The 26,349-nt window shown below is 60.4% G+C and carries 24 protein-coding genes, 1 tRNA gene and 6 pseudogenes; 19 read left to right on the forward strand and 12 right to left on the reverse strand.

Translation table 11 applies throughout. The annotated features are described in order from the left end of the window. From CO664_RS28170 to CO664_RS28185, 4 genes are all read right to left on the reverse strand, one after another. Positions 1–1,626 carry a methyl-accepting chemotaxis protein gene (locus CO664_RS28170; RefSeq protein WP_037426259.1) on the reverse strand — a complete coding sequence of 542 codons (1,626 nt, stop codon included), beginning with the start codon at positions 1,624–1,626 and terminating at the stop codon, positions 1–3. After that, the gene (locus CO664_RS28175) at positions 1,604–2,266 is read right to left on the reverse strand and encodes a chemotaxis protein CheW (RefSeq protein WP_097540602.1); all 663 of its coding nucleotides are present in this window, start codon (positions 2,264–2,266) and stop codon (positions 1,604–1,606) included. Before CO664_RS28175 ends, CO664_RS28170 begins: the two co-directional genes overlap by 23 nt. After that, the gene (locus CO664_RS28180; protein ID WP_097540603.1) at positions 2,263–3,621 is read right to left on the reverse strand and encodes a protein-glutamate O-methyltransferase CheR; all 1,359 of its coding nucleotides are present in this window, start codon (positions 3,619–3,621) and stop codon (positions 2,263–2,265) included. Before CO664_RS28180 ends, CO664_RS28175 begins: the two co-directional genes overlap by 4 nt. Before the next feature lie 176 nt (positions 3,622–3,797). Then, entirely contained in the window at positions 3,798–4,487 is a 690-nt protein-coding gene (locus CO664_RS28185) for a response regulator transcription factor (protein ID WP_097540604.1), read from the reverse strand. A gap of 554 nt (positions 4,488–5,041) precedes the next feature. Between CO664_RS28185 and CO664_RS28195 the strand changes: the two genes are divergently transcribed. Further along, entirely contained in the window at positions 5,042–6,625 is a 1,584-nt protein-coding gene (locus tag CO664_RS28195) for a Na+/H+ antiporter (protein ID WP_097540605.1), read from the forward strand. Positions 6,626–6,780: 155 nt separating this feature from the next. After that, positions 6,781–7,364, forward strand: a pseudogene (locus CO664_RS28200) (tyrosine-type recombinase/integrase). Positions 7,365–7,777: 413 nt separating this feature from the next. On the opposite strand, the pseudogene CO664_RS31480 reads toward CO664_RS28200, so the two are convergent. After that, positions 7,778–8,638: pseudogene (locus CO664_RS31480) on the reverse strand (reverse transcriptase domain-containing protein). 75 nt (positions 8,639–8,713) lie between these two features. After that, complete coding sequence (locus tag CO664_RS31035; RefSeq protein WP_202859970.1) at positions 8,714–8,920, reverse strand: hypothetical protein; 207 nt, start codon at positions 8,918–8,920, stop codon at positions 8,714–8,716. 817 nt (positions 8,921–9,737) lie between these two features. Between CO664_RS31035 and CO664_RS28210 the strand changes: the two genes are divergently transcribed. From CO664_RS28210 to CO664_RS28225, 4 genes are read left to right on the forward strand one after another with little or no spacing between them, the layout of a single operon-like run. Then, positions 9,738–11,183: an ABC transporter substrate-binding protein gene (locus CO664_RS28210; RefSeq protein WP_234820053.1), complete on the forward strand. Its 1,446-nt coding sequence runs from the start codon at positions 9,738–9,740 to the stop codon at positions 11,181–11,183. Between the two features lie 13 nt (positions 11,184–11,196). Beyond that, positions 11,197–12,135, forward strand: a complete 939-nt coding sequence (locus CO664_RS28215) for an ABC transporter permease (protein ID WP_037426954.1) — start codon at positions 11,197–11,199, stop codon at positions 12,133–12,135. Beyond that, the gene (locus tag CO664_RS28220) at positions 12,132–12,956 is read left to right on the forward strand and encodes an ABC transporter permease (RefSeq protein ID WP_097527065.1); all 825 of its coding nucleotides are present in this window, start codon (positions 12,132–12,134) and stop codon (positions 12,954–12,956) included. Before CO664_RS28215 ends, CO664_RS28220 begins: the two co-directional genes overlap by 4 nt. Continuing rightward, positions 12,953–14,371 carry an ATP-binding cassette domain-containing protein gene (locus tag CO664_RS28225; protein ID WP_097540608.1) on the forward strand — a complete coding sequence of 473 codons (1,419 nt, stop codon included), beginning with the start codon at positions 12,953–12,955 and terminating at the stop codon, positions 14,369–14,371. The genes CO664_RS28220 and CO664_RS28225 overlap by 4 nt, the downstream gene beginning before the upstream one ends. A gap of 368 nt (positions 14,372–14,739) precedes the next feature. Here CO664_RS28225 and CO664_RS28230 read toward each other — a convergent pair whose 3' ends face one another. Then, the gene (locus tag CO664_RS28230; protein WP_337441811.1) at positions 14,740–14,982 is read right to left on the reverse strand and encodes a hypothetical protein; all 243 of its coding nucleotides are present in this window, start codon (positions 14,980–14,982) and stop codon (positions 14,740–14,742) included. 471 nt (positions 14,983–15,453) lie between these two features. On the opposite strand from CO664_RS28230, the gene CO664_RS28235 reads away from it, so the two are divergent. Then, positions 15,454–15,987, forward strand: coding sequence for a hypothetical protein (locus CO664_RS28235; protein WP_141471815.1), 534 nt, complete (start codon positions 15,454–15,456; stop codon positions 15,985–15,987). Positions 15,988–16,078: 91 nt separating this feature from the next. After that, positions 16,079–16,249, forward strand: coding sequence for a Thivi_2564 family membrane protein (locus CO664_RS31040; RefSeq protein ID WP_086022817.1), 171 nt, complete (start codon positions 16,079–16,081; stop codon positions 16,247–16,249). A 177-nt stretch (positions 16,250–16,426) separates the two neighbouring features. Here the strand turns inward: CO664_RS31040 and CO664_RS28245 are convergent. Continuing rightward, positions 16,427–16,826 (reverse strand): annotated as a pseudogene (locus CO664_RS28245) (hypothetical protein). A 558-nt stretch (positions 16,827–17,384) separates the two neighbouring features. Between CO664_RS28245 and CO664_RS31775 the strand changes: the two are divergent. The 6 genes and pseudogenes from CO664_RS31775 (at position 17,385) to nhaA (ending at position 20,734) form a co-directional block, all read left to right on the forward strand. Beyond that, positions 17,385–17,749 (forward strand): annotated as a pseudogene (locus tag CO664_RS31775) (hypothetical protein). A 16-nt stretch (positions 17,750–17,765) separates the two neighbouring features. Then, on the forward strand, positions 17,766–18,008 hold the full coding sequence (locus CO664_RS28255; RefSeq protein WP_097540609.1) for a hypothetical protein: 243 nt from the start codon (positions 17,766–17,768) through the stop codon (positions 18,006–18,008). Beyond that, a complete protein-coding gene (locus CO664_RS30475; RefSeq protein ID WP_141471817.1) occupies positions 18,005–18,271 on the forward strand; it encodes a hypothetical protein in 267 nt (88 codons plus the stop codon). Before CO664_RS28255 ends, CO664_RS30475 begins: the two co-directional genes overlap by 4 nt. Beyond that, positions 18,252–18,567, forward strand: a pseudogene (locus CO664_RS28260) (DUF1488 domain-containing protein). Before CO664_RS30475 ends, CO664_RS28260 begins: the two are co-directional and overlap by 20 nt. Beyond that, a pseudogene (locus CO664_RS28265) lies at positions 18,561–19,369 on the forward strand (transglutaminase family protein). The pseudogenes CO664_RS28260 and CO664_RS28265 overlap by 7 nt, the downstream one beginning before the upstream one ends. A 51-nt stretch (positions 19,370–19,420) precedes the next feature. Continuing rightward, the gene (gene nhaA / locus CO664_RS28270; protein ID WP_097540610.1) at positions 19,421–20,734 is read left to right on the forward strand and encodes a Na+/H+ antiporter NhaA; all 1,314 of its coding nucleotides are present in this window, start codon (positions 19,421–19,423) and stop codon (positions 20,732–20,734) included. A 170-nt stretch (positions 20,735–20,904) separates the two neighbouring features. Here the strand turns inward: nhaA and CO664_RS28275 are convergent, their stop codons facing one another. The 3 genes from CO664_RS28275 to CO664_RS28285 form a co-directional block, all read right to left on the reverse strand. After that, positions 20,905–22,683: an SLC13 family permease gene (locus CO664_RS28275; RefSeq protein WP_097540611.1), complete on the reverse strand. Its 1,779-nt coding sequence runs from the start codon at positions 22,681–22,683 to the stop codon at positions 20,905–20,907. Between the two features lie 162 nt (positions 22,684–22,845). Further along, positions 22,846–22,968 carry a hypothetical protein gene (locus CO664_RS31615; RefSeq protein ID WP_014761927.1) on the reverse strand — a complete coding sequence of 41 codons (123 nt, stop codon included), beginning with the start codon at positions 22,966–22,968 and terminating at the stop codon, positions 22,846–22,848. A 56-nt stretch (positions 22,969–23,024) separates the two neighbouring features. Next, on the reverse strand, positions 23,025–23,366 hold the full coding sequence (locus tag CO664_RS28285) for a hypothetical protein (protein ID WP_176536701.1): 342 nt from the start codon (positions 23,364–23,366) through the stop codon (positions 23,025–23,027). Positions 23,367–23,852: 486 nt separating this feature from the next. Here CO664_RS28285 and CO664_RS28290 point away from each other — a divergent pair, with 486 nt between their 5' ends. The 5 genes from CO664_RS28290 (at position 23,853) to CO664_RS30480 (ending at position 26,294) form a co-directional block, all read left to right on the forward strand. After that, complete coding sequence (locus CO664_RS28290) at positions 23,853–24,140, forward strand: hypothetical protein (RefSeq protein WP_097527055.1); 288 nt, start codon at positions 23,853–23,855, stop codon at positions 24,138–24,140. Between the two features lie 9 nt (positions 24,141–24,149). Then, positions 24,150–24,362, forward strand: a complete 213-nt coding sequence (locus tag CO664_RS28295; RefSeq protein ID WP_097527054.1) for a hypothetical protein — start codon at positions 24,150–24,152, stop codon at positions 24,360–24,362. Positions 24,363–24,413: 51 nt separating this feature from the next. Then, a complete protein-coding gene (locus CO664_RS28300) occupies positions 24,414–24,650 on the forward strand; it encodes a hypothetical protein (protein WP_097527053.1) in 237 nt (78 codons plus the stop codon). 314 nt (positions 24,651–24,964) lie between these two features. After that, on the forward strand, positions 24,965–25,168 hold the full coding sequence (locus CO664_RS28305) for a hypothetical protein (protein ID WP_083854341.1): 204 nt from the start codon (positions 24,965–24,967) through the stop codon (positions 25,166–25,168). A gap of 613 nt (positions 25,169–25,781) precedes the next feature. Continuing rightward, positions 25,782–26,294, forward strand: a complete 513-nt coding sequence (locus CO664_RS30480) for a hypothetical protein (RefSeq protein WP_141471819.1) — start codon at positions 25,782–25,784, stop codon at positions 26,292–26,294. Here the strand turns inward: CO664_RS30480 and CO664_RS28310 are convergent. Then, a tRNA-Met gene (locus CO664_RS28310) sits at positions 26,273–26,349 on the reverse strand. The two genes, CO664_RS30480 and CO664_RS28310, sit on opposite strands and share 22 nt — an antisense overlap.

Consider the following 26,349-nt stretch of genomic DNA (forward strand, 5'->3'; position numbering starts at 1 on the left):
TCAGTTGCCATGGTCCGCAAGCATTTCCTTCAGCCTGGAGCCAAGCTCGTTCAGATCTTTCGCGGCCTCTTCCGCTTGCCGGATCGCCGAGAAATTTTGGCTGCTCGCTTGCTCGATGTAATGCATCGCGTCGTGAATCTGCTTCATGCCTGCTTTTTGCTGGCCCGCCGAAGCCGCGATCTGGGCGACCGATCGCGCCGAATCGGCAACGATCGCCTCAAGCTGCCGGATCGTCTCGCCCGCTTCGTTCACCGTCTCTAGGGCGCGGCTGACACTCTTTGTGCCATCTTCAGCGCCAATGACCGCCGCGTTCGTCGCTTTCTGGATCTCCATCAGAATCCGCCGCACACGGGTGGTCGCTGACTTCGACTGGTCGGCAAGTGTCCTGATCTCACTGGCAACGACACTGAAGCCCCTGCCGTGCTCGCCGGCACGCGATGCCTCGATCGCCGCGTTCAGCGCCAACAGGTTCGTCTGGTCGGCGATCTCGGCGACAACCGTGACGATCTCACCAATTTCCAGGCTATTTTCCGCCAGCGATAGAATGTCCCCGGCAATCGCTTCGGTGCGGGCACTCACTGCGTTCATCACATGCACGGTATCATCGAGCGCCCTGCGGCCGTCATTGCTGATCTTGACGGCCTGGTCATAGGAGCCGGCAACCTGCTGAGCGCGCTGCGCCGCCTGTTCCGACGTCTGCAGCACCTCGTCGACGCTCGTCACCGTCTGAGCTACCGCCGATGATTGTTCACGCATGCCTTCGACCTGTTGCGTAGTCCCGGCAAGGATTTCGGCGGCAGACGACGAAAGATGTTGCGCCGTGTCCGATATCGTGGCGAGCAGCTCTTCGAGCCGCTCCCTGCTGCTCCGTTCACTGTCAATCATCCCGGCAAGCCTCGCGGTCATTGCATTGAAGGAGAAGCCGAGGGCCGCGAGTTCGTCGCTGCCTTCTACGGCCGCCTTCTGCGTCAGGTCACCGGCGCTGACCCTTTCCGCCTGGCCTACGAGCGCGCGCGTGCGGCGGACGAGGCGACGCGCGACCCGCAGCACGTGGAGAAGCATAAGAACGGCGAGGACAGCAAAGCCCAGTTGCAGCAATTGAGAGCGCTGGAGCCGGACCACTCCTGCCTGCTCGATCCGATTGATCAATTCGTCCATGCGAGCAGCGAAGTCTCTAATCCCTGGATCAAGTTCATCCAGCGCAGCGGGACCGAGCGGCGCGTTGACCATCGCGCTTTCGAGCGCGGGCCTCACCTGCTCCCGCCATTGTTGGCGGGCTTGCTCGAGCTGCGCGAGAGCGGCAGGATCCGTCGTTGCTTCAAGCCCGAGTCTTTCGTCGCCATCGGCCAGACTGGCAAGCAGTCGCTCATTGCGATCCATCAGGCCGCGCAGCTCATCGGCAGCGGCGATCCGCACGGCGCCTTCCGCTCTTTCCAGGCGCGTGGTTGCGTACATCAACTGATAGGCAAGGCGCTGCTTGCCCAGCGATGATGTCGCGGCAAGATCGGCTCGCACCTGTTGCAGGGCAACTGAGCTCGACCCGACGAGCAGCGCCGAAGCGGCCACGAACAGCAGCATGGCCAGGCCCAAGGTGCCATAGAGACTATTCGTCAATCGCAGGCTCATGGAATTCGGTCCTTTCCGTCTCATCGGTGGCGATGATCTGCTCGTCCTCGAGAACGAGACGGCGATCGTTCAACAGAAGGTGGCCGTCCAGAAAGACAATGACGCCTTCCGTTCTTGCGCAATCGAAGGATCCGCCGCTTTTACCGGGCTTCGCCGCAGCGAATTCCTCCGGTGGGAGCGCCACTATCTCCGGAACAGAATCGGACAGGATCAGGAATTCGGAATGCGTTCGCCCGCATACAATTGCCCATTCGCCGGCGCTGCCGGCCGATCGCGGGAGATCGAACAATCTGCTAAGGTCAAAGACGGGCAGCAGTTCGCCGCGCAAATCATAGACGCCACAGGCGTGCGGGGGCATCCCGGGAAGCGGACTGACGCGTGCCTTCGAAACGATCTCGCAAACATAGCGGATCTCCAAGGCAAACCGCCGATCCGATAGCATGAAGGTCACAAGTCCGACTGTCTGCTCATCTCTGCTGCCCGCGAATGCATCGCCGGCCGCTTGTCGTGATTGCTCGTATTGAGCCGCTTTCTGTGCCGATTCCAAAAGCGCTTCGGTCTGTTCTATCGCTGCCTCGATCCGTCTTCTGACGGCGATCCAGTCGACCGGACGAGCGGCGGGCCGGGAAAGCATTGTCATCGGCTTTCGCTCCCCCGCGCTTGGCGGATCTTGCCCATCTCCCGCCTTGCACGCTCCACCAGATCTCCAGCCGTCGCGTCTGCCATCAGAGAGATGCGCTCCTGTGGCGGACGGGAGAGGCAAAACTGCAGCACGTTTTCGAGGGCACGCAACGACGCTTCAGGGTCGCTCTGCCGGAGACAGACCCCGAGGAAGAACTGCGCGGCGGCCAGAGTGCTGTCCAGGTAGACGACTCGTCGCAGGGCTGCCGCAGCCGCATCGATCTCACCGTCGGCCATCTGCGAGAGCCCCTGCAGGAAATGCAGTTCCGATGACAACGGATGACTTTCAACCGCCTGCGCAGCGAGGCACGCGGCTTCGCGGGTTTCACCCACGTCGTAACGCGCTCGGATTTGGGCGATGGCCCTGGAGAGCTTGTCGCCAGGTGCTTTTGGCGCAGCCGTGTCGCATGCTCGAGCCGCCGCCATGCGGGTGACGGGATTCTTGGGCTTGCCTCGAGCGGAAACGACGCCTGAGATCGGGCTCTTGCGAGCGTCCCCACGAGCCATCATGCGCCGGTAGACAACGCCTGCCGGCGTGATGCACGTCTCGAACGGGGCGTACTTCCACAAGGGCGGATCGGTCGGGGCGGTCAACAGCCAGCCTCGATCCGCAAGGCAGGCGAATAGCTGCCGTGCAATCCGAGGCACTTTACTCGCGTCCAGGTAGACGAGAACGTTGCGGCAAAGGATCAAGCGAAAGTCCGCCAATCCCCTTTCCGGCGCCGGAAGATCGGCTTCGCCAAGATTGAGGACAGCGAAATCGACCTGCGGGCGCAGTCGTTCGCTCAGTCGAAAGCGATCGTCACATGCGGTGAAGTATCGCTCCTTCAGCCTGCGATCCGTGTTCCTCAACGACCATTCGCCATACTCGGCGGCCCTGGCCGTTCCGAGCGCCCGTCGCGAAATGTCGACTGCACATATGCGAACTTCCTCCAAGAGACCTTCCTCGTCGCAGAGAATGGCAAGGGAGTAAGGCTCCTCCCCCGTTGCACAGCCGACACTCCAGATCCGGGCAGGCGCGCCGTCGGGCCGCCGCGTTAGTTCCGGAAGAATTTCCTGCCGTATCAGCTGAAACTGCTCGGGGCCGCGAAAGAAGTGCGTTTCACCGACGGTGACCGCTGCGATGACGTCGTCGGTCAAGTCCTGATCCAGCCCAAGCCGGCGAAGCAGCAGGCTGCTGTCGTCGATGCCGCGCCGCGCCATGATCCGGGCGATCGCCGAGGCTACGGTGCCTTGCCGCGATGCGGGAACGCTGAGGCCGACCCTGCAGGCGACCTCCCCGGCGAGATTGGCCGGAAGCGCGTGTCGGGTCACCGAACGCCTCCTGCCTCAATCGCGGCGGCGCAAAGAGGGCTATTTGATGAGCTGGCTGTGGAAACCGGCTGGCGCATTTTCGTCCCTAGCTTCGTGGCTCTGCCGTCGTCAGTACGTCCTCGCGTGCTTTTGGGCTATTCGGCCGGATGGCCTAGAAGGCGGCCTATCCGGCCGTCCTAATGCGGGCTCCCGGTCATGGGTAAGAGGCGCGCCCCTGCGGCAGCGGCCTCCTGACGGTTCCTCACCCGCAAACTGCGGAAGAGTGCCGCCATGTGGATCTTCACCGTACCCTCGCCGAGTTTCAGCTTGCGAGCGATCTCCTTGTTCGAAAATCCCTCGACGAGAAGCAGGAGGACCTCGCGCTGCCTCGGCGTCAGGAACTCGATTGCACGATGACTTCGTTCGTCCTGGTTTCCGCGGGTGACCTGAGGCAACTCTATTTCCTCGGGAGGGGCGGGACGGCCCGCTATGGAGGGCGGGACGTAAACAGCGCCGTTGAGGATCGAGCCGATTGCTTCGGCCAGTTCGCTCGCCCCGAGGCCCTTTGGCACATAGCCGTTTATGCCGGCAGTCAGGGCAGACAGGATGTCCGACCGTCGCGACGACGCCGATACGACGGCGACCTTCAGATCGGGATGGATGTCACGGACGGCCGCAAGGCTCGCCGCACTTTGCATGCCCGGCATCGCCAAGTCGAACAAGGCGAGCGATATGTCTTCGTGCTCGGCGAGCCTTTCAATCGCTTCATCAAGCGACCCGGTTTCGATGATTCCCGTGAAATGCAATTTGCTCTTCAAGATGAACGCCAACGCGATGCGGAAGAATTCATCGTCATCGGCTATAAGTGCGACGCGTGAGGTATTCATTACGCTTCCCTCGCCGGTTGTCTGATGCTTGCGGGTCTTCAGTTCGGCCCGCTCCTAGGCCTGCAACTAACGATCGTCTCAGCGAACGCGTTCCCGCCGTTGCCAATCAATGCGCGGTAGTACCAAAATTGTGCCACACACGCCTTGAGACGTGTAGGGCTAAATGCTGCTGCTATTTCTCCGGGCTGTTCACAAATCGTTCGTAAACGCGTGGTGGGCCGCCCCTTTCGAGCGGTCCGTCAATCAATTTGGAGCCTTCCGACACAGGTAGCGGCCGTGAGAAGATGTATCCCTGCCCCCTGATGAAATCCTTCGGCATTCACCACCGCCAATTGATCCCCTGTCTCAATGCCCTCGATCGTCGTTGCCGATGCGCTTGAGAACTTGGAGGCGACTCTCCGGCATTTTTCTGAAGGCTTTCAGACCCGCGACCTCCAGAACGCGAAGGTCCAGATCGAAATTTTTTCGATCCTCGCCTTGAGCTTCGATAGTTGCGTTTCGGCGGAACCCGTCCTTTGATGCGCTTTACAACTTACGCCATGTCGGGGAGACGCATGGACGGAACACACCTCTTCGAACTCGGGATCGCGATGTTCCTCGCGATCATAGCGCTCAATTATGCGGCCCACAGGCTTGGCCTTCCACCGTCGGTCGCATTGCTCGCGGGTGGGGCGATCCTGGCGTTCCTGCCGGGCCTGCCGGCGATCACCATCGATCCTGAACTCGTGCTCGTCATCTTCCTGCCGCCGCTCCTCCTCGACGGCGCCTGGTCAATCGCGGTTGGCCGCATCCGACACCATATGATGGGTATCGCATCGCTTGCCGTCGGCGCCGTCTTCTTCACATGCGCCGTTGTGGCCGTGGTCACTCATCTACTCTTCCCCTCGCTTCCTTGGGCCGCCTGCGCGGCGCTCGGCGCGATCGTGTCACCCCCCGACGCAGTTTCCGCACGAGCCGTCCTGGAGGGTGTGAAGCTGCCCCGGCGGCTCCAGATCCTGCTCGAAGGAGAGAGTCTCCTGAACGACGCGAGCGGCCTCGTGCTCTTCCGTTTTGCCGTCGCCGCCGCCGCAACGGGGATCTTCAGCCCCCCAGCGGCGTTGGGCAACTTCCTTCTTCTGGCGGTCGGCGGCGCCACGGTGGGCGCCGTCGTCGGAACGGCATGGGTGAAGCTCGTCAGGCGACTGGGCGACGAATACCTTATCATCGCCGCAACGACATTGCTCGCCTGGATCTCCTACCTCCTGGGAGAGATGCTGCATGTCTCCGGCGTCATCGCCACCGTCACCACGGGTCTGATCGCGACTTGGCATCAGCACACGGTTCTGTCGGCCGCTACGCGCATGCGGGGGACGTCGTTCTGGACTGTCTTCGTATTCCTGATGGAAGCTGCGGTCTTCGTTTTGATCGGTCTATCGCTGCGGGACGTCGTCGAGCGAAGCGGTGGATTCGTCACGGTGGTCGCGACGATGGGACTGCCGGTCATCGCTGTGCTCACCACGCTTGTCATCGCGCGCTTCGCGTGGGTTTTCGGATCCGAGCTTGTGATAAAGCTGCTCAATGTCCTTAGTCTCGCTCGAACGCAACCTCTCGGCTCCGGCGGCGCAACCGTGCTGAGCTGGGCGGGCGTACGGGGCGTGGTCACGCTCGCTCTCGCGCTCAGCTTGCCGGAAGATTTTCCCGGCCGCGACTTCATCCTTGTGACGGCATTCGCCGTGATATTTGGAACGGTGCTCGTGCAGGGCACGACGCTCGGACGCGTGATCGCCTGGGCGCAACTCGCTGAGCCGGACTCCGAAAAGGCGCCTCTGACAATGAGCCAGGCAGAAGCAGCGATGGCCCAAGTCCAGCTTGCCACCATCCAGAGCTTGGCATACGACGCCGAAGGAAACCTCATCCACCCTCAACTGCTGGAACGATACCAGCGTCGCGCGACGACGATCGTCGACTACGCCGTGCGGACTGAGCATTACCGACCCGCCTTGCATGCCCACTTCGACGTCGTACTGGAAGCTGTTGCGACCGGCCGGAGGGAACTGATTCGCCTTCATCGCGCTGGCGAGATAGACGATGAAACGCTTCAGGAACTTGAACGGGATCTCGACCTGGAAGAGTTGAGTGCCATCTCTGCAAAAGCATGAAGTTCACGATGCGTTGGCGGTCGCTTCTGGGGCGACTGCAGACGTTCATCGCCCCCGAGTGAACTTCCGCTCACCACCCGAAAGGTCACTTCCACGAGGATTATCATTGGGCGGCTTGACGGGTAAGCGCTGCGGCAGTGGAGGGGAGAAAAGCTATGTCTAGCTGGAACTCGGGCCGCATTATTGGTCAGAAGCCTCCGTTGAAGCCGAAGGAGGTCTGGGCCATCCGAACCCGCCTCCAAATGTCCGGTGCGGTACGCGACCTGCGCTGTTCAATCTCGCGATCGACAGCAAATTGCGAGCTTGTGTTTCAGTTGCCGATGTTGCGATTTCCGGAAGGGTTCGCGACCGCGCGATCATCATCCAACGGAAAACAGGCCGACCAGTGCAGTTCGAACTGACCGATCAAACGCGGGAGGCTATCGCTGCATGGATTGGAAGTCGCAGGCTCGGTGAACGGGATTATCTGTTTCCCAGCCGCGTGCACGCAAAGCCGCACCTGTCGACGCGGCAATATGGCAGGATCGTCGAGCGCTGGGTGTCGAGCACCGGGCTTGATCCCGAACGTTACGGCACGCATTCGATGAGACGGACGAAGGCGGCGCACATTTACAAGAAGACAGGCAACTTGCGCGCCGTCCAGCTCTTGCTCGGCCATAAGAAGCTGGAGAGCACCGTGCAATACCTCGGAATAGAGGTGGACGACGCCTTAGCAATTTCTGAGCAAGTGGAACTCTAGTACTCAAGGGCGGCATTTCTCGTCGAAGTGCCAACCCGTGAGCCCTGTTGAAGGCAAAAGATCGGTAGAGTCGAGGTGTGGCGCGGGTGGCTGTAGGTCGAGCCTATCTGTTTCCGCCCCTTTCGTCTGGCGGTGCCTTGGTGGCTCGACCGTGACTGCCGTTTCCACACCCCGCTCATCGAACCGGACATGCAGGTCTCCCGCATCCGGCTCTCGGACAAGATCTCACGCCTTCACCCACGGCACGCCCCGTCCAAGTCGGGTCAGACGTACCAGCCCATAGTGCTGGTAAAGGTGCGAGTCTGGATAGGACCCACCTCTCTTCCGTCTGGTCTTATGCTTGGAGCGCAGCCACCGGAGCAACCGCACTGCGGTATAGCTGTCGAGCAGCCGATACGCCTTGCTGGTGGTCCCTACCGAGAAGTAGTTCGCCAGCCGCGCAGCGTGCGGTTCAACTTTGCTATCAGCAGTGTGGTCTCTTGCCATGTACCCTTTCGGTCGGTCAGCGCGTGGACAGTCTCGACCGCGCGCCTGATGCTTTTCTTCGATGGCCGGTAGCCCAGGCGGGCGTGGCCGGTTATCGGAGAGTACATCCGTCCGAACGTGTAGCCCAGAAAGTCGAAGTCGCCCTCCGGCACCTTGCAGATGCGTGTCTTGTCCTCGTTCACCGTCAGCTTCAGCTTGTCCATGGTCATGCGCAGGCACTGGAGCGCCGCTTCCGCATTGCCCCTCCTGCACAGGATCACGAGGTCGTCGGCGTAGGTGACGAGCCGCGTGCCTAAGCTTTGCTCAAGCCCGAGCTTCTTCCATCCCAGCACGAACCGGCGCATTTAGAGGTTCGCCAGCAAGGGTGAGACGGGTGAGCCCTGCGGAATGCCGCGCCGCTTATCCCGCGCCTCCGTCGTTCGCGTCTTCCGGCCTCGATCATCGGTTTCTTCGACGGGACATTCCAGACACATCTTGATCAAGTGCAGCACCCGCCGATCAACGATCCGGCGCGCCAGCGACTTCATCAGTTCTGAATGCGGAACGCTCCCGAAGTAGTCCGCGAGGTCGGCGTCGACGACTTCAGGATGACCACGGAACAGCGTCTCCTCCACCTTGGTCACCGCCTGCTGGGCGTTGCGCCCGACACGGTAGGCATAGAGTTCCGGTGGAAGGTCGGCCTCAAAGATCGGTTCCAGCACCAGCATCGCTGCCGTCATGCAGACCCGATCTCGCACGGTCGAGATGCCCAGCGGCCTGAGTTTGCCGTTGGCCTTCGGTATGAACACGCGTCTGATTGGTTCCGGTCGGTAGGTCTCCTTTCTGAGCGCAAGCGCCAGTTCACCAAGCCACCGCTCTAGCCCTTACGCTTCGACGTCCGCAAAGTCGCGACCGTCTACCCCCGGTGCGCCCTTGTTCGAGCGGCACTGAGCATAGGCATGGGCCAGAACATCCTCGCGGCTGATCTTGTCGTACAGGGCGTAGAAGCGGTAGCCGGCTTCTGCCTTCGCTTTCGCGTGGAACGCCGTCTGCAGTTTCTGAACACTTGTCGGAGTTGATAGGTTTCCCAATCTCCGGTCCCTCTCCACTTGTTGCGCTCGTCTTGAACTGAGGCCCCTTCCCTCCACCGGCATTACCCGGCTTCTCCGGTACTACGAGCCTCTCCGCCACCCCAGGCCGCCCGGCCTGTCCCTCGCGGGCGTCCGGTTGGTCATCCCTGACCACGTCCTGGGGCTTCCCGTGTTGCGTGCGCTTTCCTTGTGTACATGCTGCCGCAACTACCCCGGTGCAGCAGATGGGCTCAAACGTCGCTCAAACTCACCCATCCATATCAGCCTTCCCCGCAAGGGTTGACGGGTCGGCCTGCACATCGACCTTTTCGAGGGTTGCTCGGCGTTCACTCGCGTTGCGGCCTACACACTCGCGCGGTCACCAATTTCGTGACCCGCTAATCGAAGGCTTCAGACATGTCGTCTCCTCCATGCCTGCTCCGATTGATTCCCGGCTGGAGCGGTTGCCGGGTGCACTTGCACCCACTGGAAAGCGCCGCCTTGGCACGGCGCACACCCAGAGCGGTCGCCCGCCGATCACACATGGAATGTCCTGTACTGGCACGCAGACTTCTTTGCCGAGCCGTGGAGCGCGGCGAGAAGTCACCGCTGCCTCCCGGCTTATGCGTGTCGCGTTCGTGACGCATCTATAATGTTATTACGTAACTTTCCATTTGACGAATGTAATAACGTAACCTATCGAGGGCGAGACACATGCACTCTGCATCCATCTTCGTCACGGAAAAAATGTTTGGAGGTCTGAATGCGCACACTGTTCGTGCTGCTCACTACGGTTGCACTCGGCGTCGCCGCGACGCTCAACCCGGCCCATGCCGAGGTGCTCAAGGTTGCCGGCCCATGGGAGATTACCGGCATTGATCCGGCCCAGACCGGCTATGTCTTCAGCCGATTGCAAGTCGCCGAAACTCTTGTGACCGCCAACCACAATGGCAAGATCGTGCCCGCGCTTGCGGATCGGTGGAGCGTCAGCGGCGACGGTCTGATATGGCGCTTTACGCTCCGCGAGAACGCGCGTTTTCATGACGGCACGCCCGTGACGGCGGAAACGGCCGCCGCCAGCCTGACGCGAGCTCTTGCGGGTGTCGGCGTGCTCTCACAAGCGCCGCTCGCCGACATCACCAGTGAGGGGCGTGACGTGGTGATCCGGCTGACGAAACCATTCTCTGCCCTGCCCGCCTATCTCGTGCATTTCAGCACCATCGTGCTGGCACCCTCTTCATACGATGCGGCCGGCAAAGTCACGCAGATCGTCGGGTCCGGACCCTACAAGGTGAAGAGCCTTACCGCTCCGGCACGCCTGGAATTGCAGGCCTCCGGCGGGTGGTGGGGCGGCAAGCCCGCGATCGAGGAAGTCAGCTATCTCGCAGTGGGGCAAGGCGAGACCCGAGCGCTGATGGCGGAAAGCGGTGAAGCCGATCTGGTGTTTTCCATGCTGCCGGTTTCGGTGGATCGATTGAAAGCCAATCTGAAACTCGATGTGCAGATTGCCACCATTCCCCGCACGCGCGTTCTCAAGGTCAACGCGGCATCGCCTTTCTTCGACCAGGTCGAGGAGCGGCAGGCGATCAGCGCAGCGATCGACCGCGTTGGAATCACCAAGGTGATCCTACGCAACGCCGACCTTGCTGCAACCCAGCTTTTCCCGCCTGCGATGAAGGGCTGGAATTCCCGCGACATCCCGCCGCTCGTGCGGGACGTCGACCGGGCGAAGGAACTCTTGGCCGCGGCGGGCTGGAAAGCCGGAAGCGACGGTGTTCTGCAAAAGGATGGCAAGCGGTTCAGCGTGACGCTGCTGACCTATTCCAGTTGGCCCGAACTGCCGCCCATCGCCACGGCACTCCAGGCCCAGCTTCGACAAGTAGGAATAGAGGTGAAGGTATCCGTGGGTAACAGCTCGGAAATTCCCGCGCGCCATCAGGATGGAACATTGGAGATGGGACTGATCTCCCGGCTCTACTCCATCGTGCCGGACCCCGTTGGCACACTGCTCCAGGATTATGGTGCCGGTGGCAGCGACTGGGGTTCGATGGCATGGGACAACAAGGAAATCCAGAGCGTCGTCGAACAACTAGCGGCGACGAGCGATGCGGCGGCCCGCGCTCCGCTTCAGAGCCGGGCCCTGGAGATTCTGCAGCAAGAGCTGCCAAGCATCCCCATCACCTGGTCGGAGCTCGCCATTGTCTCGAACAAGAGGATCACCGGCGTCACGGTTGATCCGCTTGAAGTGAACTATGGCCTGTCCGCCATCCGTTGGGCGGAGTAACGGGGAGAGCGCGATGCGAAACTTCCTTCTTCCGCGCCTCGTCCAGGCGGTGCTGGTGGCCGTCGTGGTTGGGGCTCTGTGCTTCGTCCTCATGCGGGTGCTGCCGGGCGATGCCGCCATGCGCATTGCTGCCGGCCGCTACGGGCCGGATGCGCGGATTGCCGAAGCGGCAGAAAAAGTCAGGCTGGAGCTGGGCCTCGACCGCCCGATGGCGGCCCAGTTCCTCGAGTGGTTAGGCGACCTTCTGCGCCTTGACCTCGGACATTCGCTCGTCACGGGTTCGCCGGTCGTCCATGAGCTGCAGGTGCAGCTCGGCGCTTCCGTGTGGCTTGCCGCATCGGCGCTGGCGCTGTCGGTTCTCATCGGACCCGTCGTCGGGGTTTTCGCGGGGTTGAAGCCGGGGAGCGCCATTGACCGTCTGGGCCTCGCAGGTGCGGTGATCTTCCGCGCCATTCCGCCGTTTGTGCTCGGCCTCGTTCTGATGCTGATCTTTTCGAAGCAGCTCGGCTGGTTGCCGCCAGCCGGTTTTGGCTCGCCACGTGAGATCCTGCTGCCGGCACTGACGCTCGCTCTTGGGCTCGCCGCCATGTCGAGCCGGATCACGCGCAATTCGGTCGCTGCGGTCGTAAAAGCACCATACTTCGCCTTCGCCCGATACAAGGGACTGCAGGAATCGGTTGTCGTCCGCCGGCATGGACTTCGGAACGCCGCGATCCCCATCGTCTCCTATATCGGACTGCAGGCCGTCTACCTGGTCGAAGGGGTTGTCGTCGTGGAATCGCTCTTTGCCTATCCGGGCATCGGCCACGCCTTGGTCCACGCGGTCGTCGAACGGGACATTCCCATGGTCCAGGGGACGGCGCTGGTGATGGGACTGATGTTCGTCGTCATCGCCGCCATTGTCGACCTTCTGACGCATTGGCTCGATCCGCGCGTGAGGAGAACGGCATGAGTACGATCGGCGATCTGTCCTTTGCTCGGCCGAAAGGGCGACTGACCACCGGGCGCATGTTCGGCGCCGGCATTCTAAGCTTGGTCGGTGGCTTTGCGATCATCGGACCGGCCCTCATTCCTGCCGATCCTGCAGCGCAGGATTTTAGCGCCAGCCTCGCCCCGATCGGCGGCGACTTCTTGCTTGGAGCCGATCATTACGGCCGCAGCCTCCTCGCGCGCCTCGCCCACGGCGCCCGTCTTTCCTTCGGCCTCGCTTTCCTGACTATGCTCGCGGCCGCGGTCCCTGGCGTTCTGTTCGGTCTTGCCGCCGCGTGGAAAGGCGGCTGGACGGAGCGGTTTCTGGAACTGACGGCCACAATTGTGCTGGCACTACCCGGTCTGATGCTGGTGCTGCTGCTGCTAGCCTTCGCGCCCGGCAATTATGGTCCGCTGTTCCTGGGCATGTCGCTCACCCTTTGGGTCGAGTTCTACCGTGTGACAAAGGCGACGACGAAGACCGTCCTCGCGCAGCCGCATATTGAGGCGGCGCGCATGCTCGGCTTCGGCTCGCGCTACATCCTCGTCAATCTCGTTCTGCCGGTGATCGCACCGATGATCGGTACGCTTTCGGCCTTTGCCATGGCGACGGCCATCATCGCGGTGTCGACATTAAGCGCCATCAGCGTTGGCCTGCAGCCTCCCACGCCTGAACTCGGCAGCATGATCGTGGAGCTCTTGCCGTATTACGCCGAGGCGCCTGTGCATGTGCTGCTGCCGGCAGCGCTGATCTTCCTGCTGGTGCTTGGCCTTCAATCTCTCGCGCAGGGAGATCATCGATGAACATTCAAGCAACCCCGGATCTTTCGATCGCCGCCCTGTCGATCGATTCCCCGGCTGGCCGGATCGTATCCGATGTCTCCCTTGCGCTCGGACGGGGGCGAGCGCTAACGCTCCTTGGCGAGAGCGGATCGGGCAAGTCGCTCGTGGCGCAGGCGATCATGGGCAATTTGCCGCCAGGGCTGCGTGCGACGGGGCGCGCGGTCTTCAACGGGACGGACCTTCTTGCGGAGACGCCCGCCCAACGACGCCGCCGCTGGGGCCGGAACATTTGCCTGCTGCCGCAGGAGCCGTGGCTGGCGCTGGATCCGACCATGCGCGTCCTGCCGCAGGTGGCAGAAATACACCGCTTCGTCAAAGATAAGGATGCCACCCAAAGCGATGCGCTTGCAAGGGAGAACCTCGCCGGGGTTTCCCTCGCCAATGCGGAAGCGCTTTACCCCTTCCAGATGTCGGGCGGCATGGGACAGCGGGCAGCGATCGCGATGGCGCACGCCGCCGACAGCGAGCTTCTGATCGCGGACGAGCCGACGAAGGGCCTCGACACGGCGCTGCGGGACTCGGTGACGGCCCGCCTGAAACGAGAGGTCGAAGCGGGACGCTTGCTGCTGACCATCACCCATGACGTCGCCGTCGCGAGGGCAATCGGCTGCATGATCGGAGTCATGCTCGATGGCCGGCTGGTCGAATACGCTCCCACGGAAAAGCTGCTCCAAGCGCCCGAGCACGCCTATACGAGAGCGCTTCTCGCCGCCGAGCCGGCAGGGTGGGAACGGAAGGCGTCAACGGCTTCCGGTGAGGTCGTCCTTGCCGGACGCGGACTGGCAAAGCGTTATGGTAGCAGGACCCTGTTTTCCGATCTGGACATTACGGTCGCCGCCGGCGAGATCGTCTCGATCTTCGGGCCGAGCGGCTGCGGCAAAACGACGGTCGGCAATATCCTTCTTGGCCTAATCCGGCCTGAGGCCGGAGTGGTCGAGCGCAAGTCGGGGGTGTCGCGGCTCCGCTTTCAGAAGCTCTTTCAGGATCCACCGGCCGCGTTCGCGCCCCATCAGACGATTCGCAAGGGGCTCACCGATCTGGCGCGCCTCCATGCCAAGGATTGGACAGCCGTCGAGGGGTTGCTGGACCGCGTGCGCCTGCCTAAGAATTTGCTCGATCGTCTGCCCAAAGAGGTCTCGGGCGGGGAGCTACAGCGCTTTGCGTTGCTGCGCGCCCTGCTGCTGGACCCGGCATTTCTGTTCGCGGACGAGGCGACGTCACGGCTCGATCCCGTCAGCCAGAAAGAGGTGATCACGTGCCTGCAGGACATCGTCAGGGAAACCGGCCTCGCTGTCCTTTTGGTCACCCACGACCGCGACATCGCCGAAAACATATCGACACGAATATTAGATATCGAGAACAATAGGACCATATAAAGCCGCTCATTCGACCGCCGGGCCGGCTGAGACAATTCAGCTCGAATGTCCCATGGAGCTGCAATGGCGGTCCAGGCAAGCTGCTTGGGCAGAAAAGAGAATGATCGCAAGCGGGGCCGGGGCAGCCGAGCTTCGGCTGTCCCCAAGGCGACGTAATCTGAACAGGACAGATCGACCCTTTGAGGTCATTCATTCACGGCCCTTGGAATTACCGGTGTTGGCCCCGAAGTGGACAGCGCTGCTCGTGAAAGTTTCCCGACAGGCGACCCATGGCCATCTGCTGGTGCTCGGCTGGACGTTAGGGAAGGCTGGCAATGGCTGCAGCAAGATCGGGTGAGCCCGGCTTTTTTGTTGTGTGATGGAGTCCTTCACCTCGGCTGAACGGCTGTCCGGATCTGGGCCGCAACGCGGGCAAGGAGGAGAGGTTTCATGATGAACCGACTTCCTTCGGGCAGTTCCTCCGGCGTCACCTTACGGCGACCCGAAACGACGAAAATCTTGATCGGTGGCCAGCGGTCATGAACACGCGCCGCCAGTTCCAGTCCGTCCATCGATCCAGGCATACAAACATCGGTCAACACCGCACGGAGGCCTGGATGCCCGGTGAGCAAGTCGATGGCTTCATCCGCGGTTGAAGCCTCATAAACTTCAAAGTCTTGCTCACGGCAGGATCGTATCGGAGGAGAAACTCGTCATCGACAACCAGGACGGAGATTTGATCGCTTGGCACGCGGTAAGGCCTTTCCTGGTTCCCAATCGCGTAACCGGCCCTGAGGCGTTATGTTCCTGAAGATCAAAAAATAAAATGCGTCCGCTGATTAGACAGGCGCCGAGTTCGCTTACAAGATTCTTCGCTTCACGGTCGGCGAGAGCGATAGGAGAATTGCCTGAAAACCGCGGGAGGTTTCATGGCCTCGTATTCTGTTGCCTACTGGCGACCAATTTATGTGCCCTGAAGCTCGGCTAACGCTTCTCGTGATTGTCGGGGGAGCGGATTCATCCATTCTTCAGGTCAGCCTACGGCATCCGTTGGAACAAACCTCTTAGCTCAGCAGTTCGATCCACACCGAATGGAGCTTATGATGCGCTGGCGGTACCTCATAGCGTTTCTGGCCGCTGTTTCTCCGAGTTCGATCGCGCTCCCTGCCGGTGACGTTTCAGAGGCAGTCGAAGTATTCCAGCGGACGTGCCTTGCACAAAGTTCAAGCTTCGACGCGATCGCATCCGCCGCCGCGGCAGAGGGATGGAAACCTTTGCCAGAAGGCGACTTCGAGCGTCTCGCGCCTCTCGAGCACCTTGATTCCTCAAGTGGATGGATAGCCACTGATCGGGCCCTTCCGGAACCGGTTGTAATCGGCGTCACCAAGGCTCGACGGGACGGAAGGCCCGTCGAGACCTGCACCGTCGCGTTCATGAAGGTGCCTATTGAGCCATTTCTGAACGAATTTTCAGACAGTACCAATGCGGAGAAACTATCCGAAGAACCGGAAGGAACCTGGACTTCGAGGCTCTACATGCTGATTGCCGGGGACCGCAAACAGTTCGTCAAGCTTAAATACGCCCGTTCGCCCGATGGAAGTGGGCCAATGGCCGCGAGCTCAATCGCCGAGCGGTAGGATGCATTTCGGCGTGACATGCCTCCCGTTGTAGAACTCAGACGCATTTACCCGTCACTGCCGAAAGGCACTCCGCTCAAAGGGCCTGGGTATGACCATAATAAGCAGCATCATCATAAGCATCCTGATCACAGGCCTTGCCTTCCTGGTGCTGTACCTCGTGCAAAAACTTCCGATTGACTCAACAATGAAGCAGATGGCTCAGGTCGTCGTTGTAGTCGTCGGCGTAGTTTCGTTGCTCAGCTATCTGGAGGTATTCTGAAATGCTCTGGGCTGCTCCTCCTCCTCTGGGCCGCAGTCCGGCCGGCACTTGAAATCGGAAGGGAACGTTTGGATCCGTATAGGCAGCGGCAACAGCACAGCATCCACTTGCGTAAAACACCTGAATAAAATTCGGGGAAGGGCCGCTTGTTAGCCTGCTGAGCCGCTCCCGGGCGTGTTAGAGCAACTCATTCCGGTCCTTGGTCGCTTTTTGCCCGCCGCCTTGTGCCCCCCGAGTCATTGCCACTCCCGCCGCGAGTTTCGCTGCGCGCCGGTTTGCCGACTGCGCCGCCTTCATTATCCCATTCTTCCAGCGAATCCCTCATTCGCGCCACGGAAGCAGGATCCGGGCTGTCTACGTCGAAACCCGCAACGAATGCTTCGCTGATGATGGCATCCATCAGGTCTGGATCTGAAATATCCAGATCAGGAAAAATACGCCGCAGTGCGCCGAGGGCCTCAGAAGTCGCAAGCGGCCGGGCTTCCTTCTGACACACGCTCAGAAACGCGCTTATGGCCGCGCGCACCTCAGGCGATATCTCGCGGGAGTGCTTTCTCATCATCACCTCCCAGTCCATCAAGGCTCTCAATCTAAACGCTGCCTGCGTCTCGATGTTCCTGGTTGCTCGCGAACTGGCCGCGATCTGTGATCTTGCCGACCTTCAGACGCCTTCTCGCAGTCAAAACCGCGAATTGAGGGCGAATTTATAATTGAGACCTCCCCTTATATCAGCCGAAAACAACGAAGCCGAGCACCTTGCTTAAATCCGATTTGAGGCCCACATATAAGAAAGTCGTTAATTTGGCTGGACTAGCCAAAACGGCGCGGCGTCAAAGGCCCCGCCATTACCACGAAACTTAATACGAACGCCTACGCCGACCGGACCCGTAGTGTCGCTTCGTTCGACTCTGGCACCGGACATTCGAGCACCGACCACGGTCGTGTCGGCTTCGGGACCGCCTCTGTTCCCGCAGAGCGCCGCCAGGACCAGCCGCACCAAGCAGACGCCTCCCCGGTGTCTGGCAACGTCTATGCGCATTCATGCATATGCCTGCGGGGCGTGCCCGCATTGCATACATGATGTAGATCATCCGGCTGATCTCGAAGCCGCACTCCAAAAGGACTACAAACAATCATGACCGCTACAAACATTCTGCAACGCAATGGCCGTCCGATGCTCCGCGACGCAGCAACACATCCTTTGAATGTCGGGCAAGCCGTTCGGGTGAAGGGCGGGTATCGGAGATCGGCTGTGCCGGTCTATCACATCACCGGTACGCTCCCGCCGAGCGGCGGTCGCCGCAATATCGCATTCGAAATGACGACGAACATCATGAACGGGTGACGACGCAGGACAGACTCGAGCCGGTGCGCATATCGTCTGTCGACGAAGGTCCTACTCTCATCGAAAAGACATTCGGCAAACAGATCAAGCCCGCTGCGAACGGCAGTCCGTCGCAGGACACGGGCAAAAAAATGACCGTTATGACGCTTCTGTAGAACCAAGAGGATGGCGATGAATATCGTGATTGCGTTCTACCGTATCCGGGACGTGGACGACGCGCACGCGATCGTCGGCCGCGAATCCGCGGAAGCTGCCGATCTCGACGAGGCGATAGAGATTGCGCTGGAGCTTTTGAGGACGCTCGACATGCCGCAGCGTCCGGACGCCATGACCATCACCGACGGTGATGGGAGCACGATCCATTCAAGCAGGCTCGACACGATCGAAAGTCTTGATGAAAGGCCAACACCATGAACGCCCACCGCACTGAAATTGAAACCGGGCATGCACTTGCGATCAGCATCTGGGAAAATGAGGGTGGGACTTCAGCACCCGAGCTAATGGATGACCAATACGGCCGCCGCATCGAAGCCCATCGCCCCTTGGCGATCTATCACGTGTCCGCAGGCGCACCGGCGCCTGTCAACGGCAACCTTCGCAATATAGAGCGCCGGATAAAGCGGCTCAGCCTATCGCGACGCCGCGCGGCAGCTTTGCGTGGAACAGAGGCACGCTGAGGATACGCTTCTGTTTCCGAATCCGAGTCGCAGCCTCGATGAAAAGCGAAACGCCGTTCGATTCATCGGCCATGACGGTATGTTCGAGGTGCGGTTTTCGTCGAGGCCGATGCGCTCGTGATATCGGATGCTGAATTGGGCAGGTCGGAAATCTCGGAATCGAAGCTCCTTTCTGCTTTTGATGCGTTGCGGCTGTCCATCTACGATGTCGCACGCACGGCCTATATTTCAGTGGCCGCCCTGATTCCTACACGCTGACCGCCGCCGATTTCCGCAAGGATGGATCGAGATGCTGATCCGCTATGGTTATGAGATCACGTTGAACTTCCAGCAACCGACCGCGTTGGTATGCCTGCTGTCGGTCCACGAGGATCGCGCGGCCGATATCCGGGTTCCTGAAACAACATTCACTGCTCCCGATGTGCCGACGTCGACCTATCGCGATCTCTTCGGCAACCGCTGCCGGCGGCTTGTCGCACCGGCGGGTGACCTGACGATATGGGGCGATGCCACGATCTCGGACGACGGCAAACCGGACAAAGTGCTGCCAGCCGCCCAGGAACTCCCGGTGCCGGAGTTGCCGGACGATTGCCTCGCCTATCTCATGGGCAGCCGCTATTGCGAGACCGACCGTCTCAGCCAGAGCGCTTGGGACAGGTTCGGCGCGGTCGCGCCCGGTTGGGGGCGTGTGCAAGCTATCTGCGATTTCGTGCATGACCATATTCGCTTCGACTACACGCAGGCCCGGTCGACGCGGACGGCCTTCGAAGTCTTTCATGAGCGCGTTGGTGTCTGCCGCGACTTCGCACATCTTGCGGTCACACTTTGCCGCTGCCTCAACATTCCCGCACGCTATACGGTCATCTCGGCGATATCGGCGTCCAGGTCGTCGACCCGATGGACTTCAGTGCCTGGATGGAGGTCTTCCTGGACGATGGATGGCACACGTTTGATCCGCGCAACAATACGCCGCGTGTCGGCAGGATCGTGGTTGCGCGCGGCCGTGACGCGGCCGATGTCCCCCTCATCAACTCGTTCGGGCCGCACGTCTTGAAGTCGTTCCGGGTGTGGACTTATGAGGTGTCGGCCTTGCAATAGCGGCATGGAACATGGGCCAGCCACGATCGAAACGCAGGAGCCATTCCCGGCATGAACGACAGCCTCTCACGGCTTCCCCAGGAACCGGCAGATCGGCTTACCAAGCCGTTCATGCAATTCCTCCGCATCGAGGCTACGGCGGGCATTGTCCTCTTGCTCAGCACGCTCTTGGCGCTCAGCCTTGCGAACACCGCGTGGTCGAAGTCATTTCTCGCCTTGTGGGAGATGCCTGCGGGCATCAGAGTTGGCGACATTCAGATCTCCCGTTCGCTGAAGCACTGGATCAACGACGGTCTGATGACGCTCTTTTTCTTCGTCATCGCCCTTGAGCTAAAGCGCGAGCTGGTGCTGGGGGAGTTACGCAACCCGCGTATGGCCGCTCTCCCAGTCGCCGCTGCTTTCGGCGGGATGGCGGTGCCGCCCGGTCTGTTCTCTCTGCTTGTCGGCGGCGGGCCGGGTGCGAGCGGCTGGACCACCGTGATGTCCACCGATACGGCCTTCGTCATCGGGTGCCTTGCCGTGCTCGGTTCGCGCATACCAGGGAGCTTGCGGCTCTTCCTGCTCTCTCTCGCGATCTTCGACGATGTCGGCGCCATCCTGGTCGTGGCGATCGGCTATGGCGACGCCTTGAATTGGGCCGCACTTGGTACCGCCGGCCTCGGACTTGCCGTCGTCGCAGCTATCGCGCGTCTGGGCATCCGCAGCATTCCGGTCTATTTCGCGATAGGTGGTGGCATCTGGCTGGCATTCGACGCATCGGGCGTTCACGCGACGCTCACCGGAGTTGTTCTTGGATTGATGACGCCGGCGCGGAGTTGGGTGAGCGACGCCCGCCTCCATGCGATACTCGACCGGGTGAGCGCCCATCCGCCCGGCGATCATTCGAGCCGCGACACGGCGGCACGCAGCGACCTTCATCGGGCAGGCGTCGCGACGCGCGAAGCACTGTCGCCGATCGAGCGTCTCGAGATGGCTCTCCATCCCTGGGTCGCCTTCGTGATCATGCCGTTTTTTGCCCTCTCTAACGCGGGCGTTCCGATAGGAGACGCAAACTTCGACATTCCCCTCACGATCGCAATTTTCGCCGCCTTCGTGGTCGGCAAGCCCGCTGGCATTGTGCTCTTGAGTTTCCTCGCCGTGAAACTGCGCCTCGCGACTCGTCCAGACGAGCTACCCTGGAGCCTATTGGCAGCCGGTAGCCTGCTGACCGGGATCGGCTTCACCATGGCTCTGTTCATTGCCGAACTTGCTTTCGAGCCCCAGCTTCTGAACTCCGTCAAACTTGGTGTTCTCGGCGCTTCCGTCATCTCGGCAACCCTCGGTCTTCTGGCGTTGACCTGGCTGACGTCTCCTGGCAGGCGATAGTCGTCGGCCGCCATAGCGTAGAGCCTCCCCACCCTGCGTTCCAACCGGTCGCAGGGTGTCATGATCAGGACCAGCAGGGGCGCAGTAAAATGCCGATCCACATCGCTAGTCTGGATCGGCACCGGCCAGCCCTCAATCGCGCAACAGGCGCGGTGCAGCGGTGCTTTGCCCTAAACTGGCGGCCAAAACCACAGGATCAAAGGCACACCCAGCACGAGCACAATGAACGAGAGCGGCAGCCCCAACCTCCAATAGTCGCCGAAGCGATAACCGCCCGGACCCAGCACCAAGGTGTTGCACTGGTGTCCGACAGGCGTGAGAAAATCGCAGGCCGCACCCACCGCGACTGCCATCAGAAAGGCGTCCGGATTGTAGCCAAGGCGCTGAGCAAGGGTAACAGCAATCGGGGCAACGACGAGAACGGTGGCTGCATTGTTCAAAAACGGCGTTGCGGCCATTGCGACCACCATGATCATTGCAAGCGCGCCGTAGAGGGACAAAGTGCTAGCAAGTTGAGCGAGGCCGCCGGCGATTAGGTCGGCACCACCGGTCGTCCGGATTGACTCGCTGACCGGAATGAGAGCGCCGAGCATGATCAGGATCGGCCAGTCGATGGCTTCGTAAGCTTCCCGGAGCGAAAGTGACCCGAGAAGTACCGTCAGGACCGCAGCCGTAAAGAAAGCCGTTGCGACGGGCAACAGACCCAGAGCGGTTAGCACCATGGCACCAGCCAGCACCAGCACCGGAACCAGGCCCTTTCGCGGATTTCCCAAGCGAATTTCACGCTCGGCCAAGGGAAGAAGACCGAGTTCCACCAGTTTTGTGGGGAGAAGTACGAGATCGCCCTTCAAAACGAGAACGTCGCCTGGTCTTAATGCGATGTCGCGCAATCGCTCGGTGAAGCGCTGGCTGCTTCGGCTCACTGCGAGCAGATTGATGTTGAAGCGATCATGCAGCGCCAAGCGCTTGGCGGTTTGCCCGATCAAGGCCGACTTCGGGCCGATCACCACCTCAATTCCCGCAATCTCTTCGTCTACTCCCTTCGCTTCCGTCGGACGGTCGTGCCCCTCCAGTTCCAGACGCGTGCGCCTGATGGCTCGCTCCAGCGCCTGAGGGTCTCCTTCCAACAGAACGATATCGTCCTGACGAAGGACAATATCCGGCAGTGGAATCATACGTTCGACCTGATTGCGAATAAGGCCTGTGACCAGGACCTCGTCGTCCAACAAGGCTGACAGGTGACTGATCGACTTGCCGACGACGGAGGAAGAGGCAGTGATGCGAGCCTCGGTCATGTAGTCCTTGATGTTCAGCGCCTTCTCCATTGACGGGACCGCCTCACGCTCCCCGGGGAGCAGCCGATAGCCAAACGCCAGAAAGACTACTCCGGCCGCGGCGAGACCTATGCCGACAGGGGTGAAATCGAACATGTTGAAGGGGCGGCCCGTCAGCTCCTCGCGCATTCGGGACACGACGACATTCGGTGATGTCCCAACGAGGGTCGTGAGCCCGCCAAGCAGGGAACCGAACGCCATCGGCATGAGAAAAGACGAAGGGGAAGCTTTCGACCGGCGCGCCATCTGGAACGCGACTGGGATCATCATCGCCAGCGCGCCGATGTTCTTGATGAAGACGGACAGAACCGAGACGGTCGTCACGAGAATAACAACCTGGCCCTGTACAGAGGTGACGCTCGGGGCCACCCGATGGAGAAACGCCTCTATGACACCACTGCGCTCGATGGCGGCACTGACGACGAGCGCGCTGGCAACAATGATGACAATGTCATCCCCGAAGCCGGAGAACGCTGCCTTATGCGGCACGATGCCGGTGAAAACTGCGGCAAGCAACGCGAGAACCGCAATGAGGTCGTAACGGAGCCGTCCCCATATGAAAGCGACCATTAGGCCGATCAGAATGGCGAAGGCGAAACCCTGAGCCTGTGTCATGGATAAAATGCCGACCAACTCTTCCCAATGTCAGGTCCATTTTACTCGCCTGAAGGAGCTAATGTCGGGGTAACTTACCAGGTTCATTCGACAGCGCGGCACTCCCAAAGTCCGTCCAGACTTTTGGAGCTTCGTAGTGCGGATGCGCGCATGATCAGAAGACTACAGGATGCCTCCGAACAGGACGGAATAGACAATCACGGCAATCGCCAGAGTAAAGGCAAGCGATACGAACAGGCGCGTGAAATCGTAGGTATAGAAGCGGGCGGGAATGAGATTTTTCATTGCCATTTCCTAAGTTTCGTTTGTCGGAATACCCAAAGCGCCGCGTCCGCTGCGCTTCAAGATAAAGTGCGACTGCAACTCGTGCTGACCCTGCCGAGGATGTCCGCGGGAACTTGGATATCGGTCATAATGGTTGCTACGAGTTCGTCGCGCTTCGCACGATTGTCGTAGCCCTTCAGTGTTGCGAGGTCGGTGCTGCTGGCAGATGCCATTCGCCCTGCCGCACTTGAACAGATGCCCGCAAGGGCAGCCACTCTGGCCTCCTCGACCGCTTGGGTGCTGGCAGTGGTGGTGGTAATCCATCCAGCATTGAAGCCGATGATCGGCGCCGCGAAAAGTCCGACGAACAGACCGATCACGTAGGGCTTTGTCCGCTCGAGGATTTGATCGAATGTCATGATTTCATTCCCTTTAATCAGGTTGATTATCGGGATCGTTGCAGGCCCGTGCTCGGACCAGGAGCCAATGGCAATCCAGATTTTTTACGGTGCGCCATAAAATAGGTAAAGTAAACAACTAATTTAGCTCCTCATTAACAAATACGTTTCAGCCGTGTTCGTAGAAAATTTCGGCATCCATACGCAAAATAGCGCCGCGTCTGGCACGCCTATATTTAGAGAATTCGAATTTTATTTTCTTCGGAAACTGCTTTCATCTCAAAAATACACGGTAATGCCACAATTAATGGATAGAGCTTCTTACTTGCCTTTTTTGCTTCATCAGAGGCACGAAACCAAGGTCACCGCTCCGCATATCCACAGTCCGGGCCGCCAATTGCGGCCTTGCTCCAATGCGGCAGTACAGAGCGGAGCGGTGCGCGCTCAAGTGCGCCAAACGGGCCGGTTTAATCTCACGACGACGAAGCCACGGAACAGGAGGGCAGCATGTTTGCCCGGACGACGCATCGAACGGTCCATTTTGACCAACCGTTCTGGTTGCCAGACCTCGGTGAAATGGTCCCGGCTGGCGACTACGAGGTCGATGAGGACGAGGAATTGATCGAAGGCATCTCCTGGCTCGCCTATCGCCGTGTGGCGACCTTTATCAAGCTACCAGCCACGGCCGAGAACAAATACCGAATGCGGCTGATAGCGATCGATCCTGAGGAGCTTGAACGCCTGACGGCAGTCGATCGCAACGAAGCCGCGATCTTCCCGTCACTTTCACCATAGGCAACACCCATGCGCCATCATCTATTCCCGATCGGTCTGTCAGTGCGGCTTAAGGATCGTGCAAATATTTCCCCTCGTGCGGCGGAAACCTATCAGATCACCGCCAAACTCCCTCTGAGAGACAATTCGCCTCAGTATCGCATGCGCAATAATGAACTCGGCCAAGAGCGCGTGAGCAACGAAGATAGTCTGGAGCCGATTGACGGGCTGAACATCGGATAACTGATCAGCGTTCAGTCGTCGCGCAGGCGACTGCGGGGAGGAGAGCTGCAGATGAAAAGCAAACACGAAGAACACGCGCTCGCCCTCAGCACATGGGAATCCGAAGGGCGCGCGCCGAACCGATCCGGACAGCGCGATGAGTATGGCCGCCGTTTCGATGGCGACGGAACGTATACGATCTATCACCTCTTCACCGGAGAGACTGCAGAGATCGGCTCATGGAAGATGGAAGGGCTCAACCCTAAAAATGCAGCGCGAGCGCTGCGTATTCTCAATACCCCAAGCTAGCCGTGATCGTGCACCTGTCGAACAGCACCAGCAGGGCTGCCCTCGCAGGGCACACCGCGCGGGTCAAGAATACCAACACGCCTTTGCGCCGCACCGACATACTCGGCGTGACATTGCCGGGTACGTCGGAACTACTGTCACCACAGCTCACGTGCCACCAGGCGATCAAGCCGGTCCGCGAAGCGGGCCGAGGCATGCCCGCAAGACCACGAAGCCGATATTCCTCGCGTTGTCACATTCGGCTAAACGAACCGCCACACAGATACTCTAGTGGCGCGATAGCGCGGCGTCTAAGGGCGCGCTAAAATGCCAGCATGACCCAGCGATACGAATTGCATGATGACAGCAACGGCTTGTGGAGCGTGATTGATCGCTTCACCGGCTGGCCTGCTCGATGGCGAGGCATATCGCAGACCGGTCTCGACTATTTCGATGCGGACGATCTAACTGACTTGCTTAATCTGCTGGACGAACGCAGACGAGCGAAAGGCAGGCCGGAAAGCGACGGCCTAGAGTGATCGGAAACGCCGCGTTGCACAATCCAATAGAACGAAAACAGTAGCTGGTCGGTCCTTGATAGCGAAACGGGCGGGCCTGCCGGCACGCGCAGTGCGGCGACAGCGGCCTGCGTGGGAGCATGGCCCGCGCCTTAGGGGCATGAACCGGATTGACTTCGTCAGCATGGACACAAAGCAATAGCGATGGGCCAGGGCGATCTGGTCCCCAGCGTACTTGCCTTAATAACCTGCCCGATTTAGCGTGCCCCTGGCCGCAATACCTGCTGAGCGGCATCTTGGAATGCGCCCATTGCTTCGGTCCCTATGCCATTATGGCCAGGGACCGATATGGTTGTACCAATCGACAGAAGAAGCTGCCGATCGACCACCTCGGCGGGAATGTCTGTACGAATAGCAAGACCATCAGCCGCTTCGAACTCGAGGAACGGGTCGTGTCGGCCGTGCCCGACAATCTCCTCGGAGCTGACAATCTCGACCGGATCAACCGCGACACAAGGCCGCGGTTGCACGCGGTCAGCAACGAGCGACGGCGGAATCAGAACGGCTGCGAACCGAGATCAGCACGATTGAGACGAAGCAGAAAGCCATCGGCGAGAAGATCGCCGAACGTCTGATGACCGGGCACGCTGCCATCCCGGCCCTGGACCACATGCTCGATGAACTGGAACAGCAGCGCCTGACGCTGGCCAGGCAATTGGATATCCTTCCGGCGACTTCAGGGCCTGTCGCGACGCCGCCGCTCAATGGCGGCCTGCTCAGAAGCGCGATCACGGCGGTCAGAACCATGCTGTCGACGCGAGAGGATGCATTCGACGAGAGCTGGATATCGATCGCCCGCCAGCTGGTTCAGAAAGTGGTCATCGCACCATCCGCCGACGGCAAATCGGCGGAGCTGACCATCCATGGCCGCCTCGCAGCCATCCTGGCCGCGCAGGAAGCCTGGCGTGAAGTTTCACGGGAATTGCGGGTCAGCAATCGGCGGAGTACGTCCGCATGCGTTCAGCGGGCGCGTTCAAGTCGCTGGCCGACAAAACAAAATTCCTTCGCCGCTGCGAGGCCTTGCTGCCGAGCGGGAGAAGGAATGGCTGCTATTACAAGTCTCAGTGGTTGCGGGGGCAGGATTTGAACCTGCGGCCTTCAGGTTATGAGCCTGACGAGCTACCGGGCTGCTCCACCCCGCG

The organism is Sinorhizobium sp. NG07B (assembly GCF_002532005.1).
Lineage (GTDB): Bacteria > Pseudomonadota > Alphaproteobacteria > Rhizobiales > Rhizobiaceae > Sinorhizobium > Sinorhizobium fredii_C.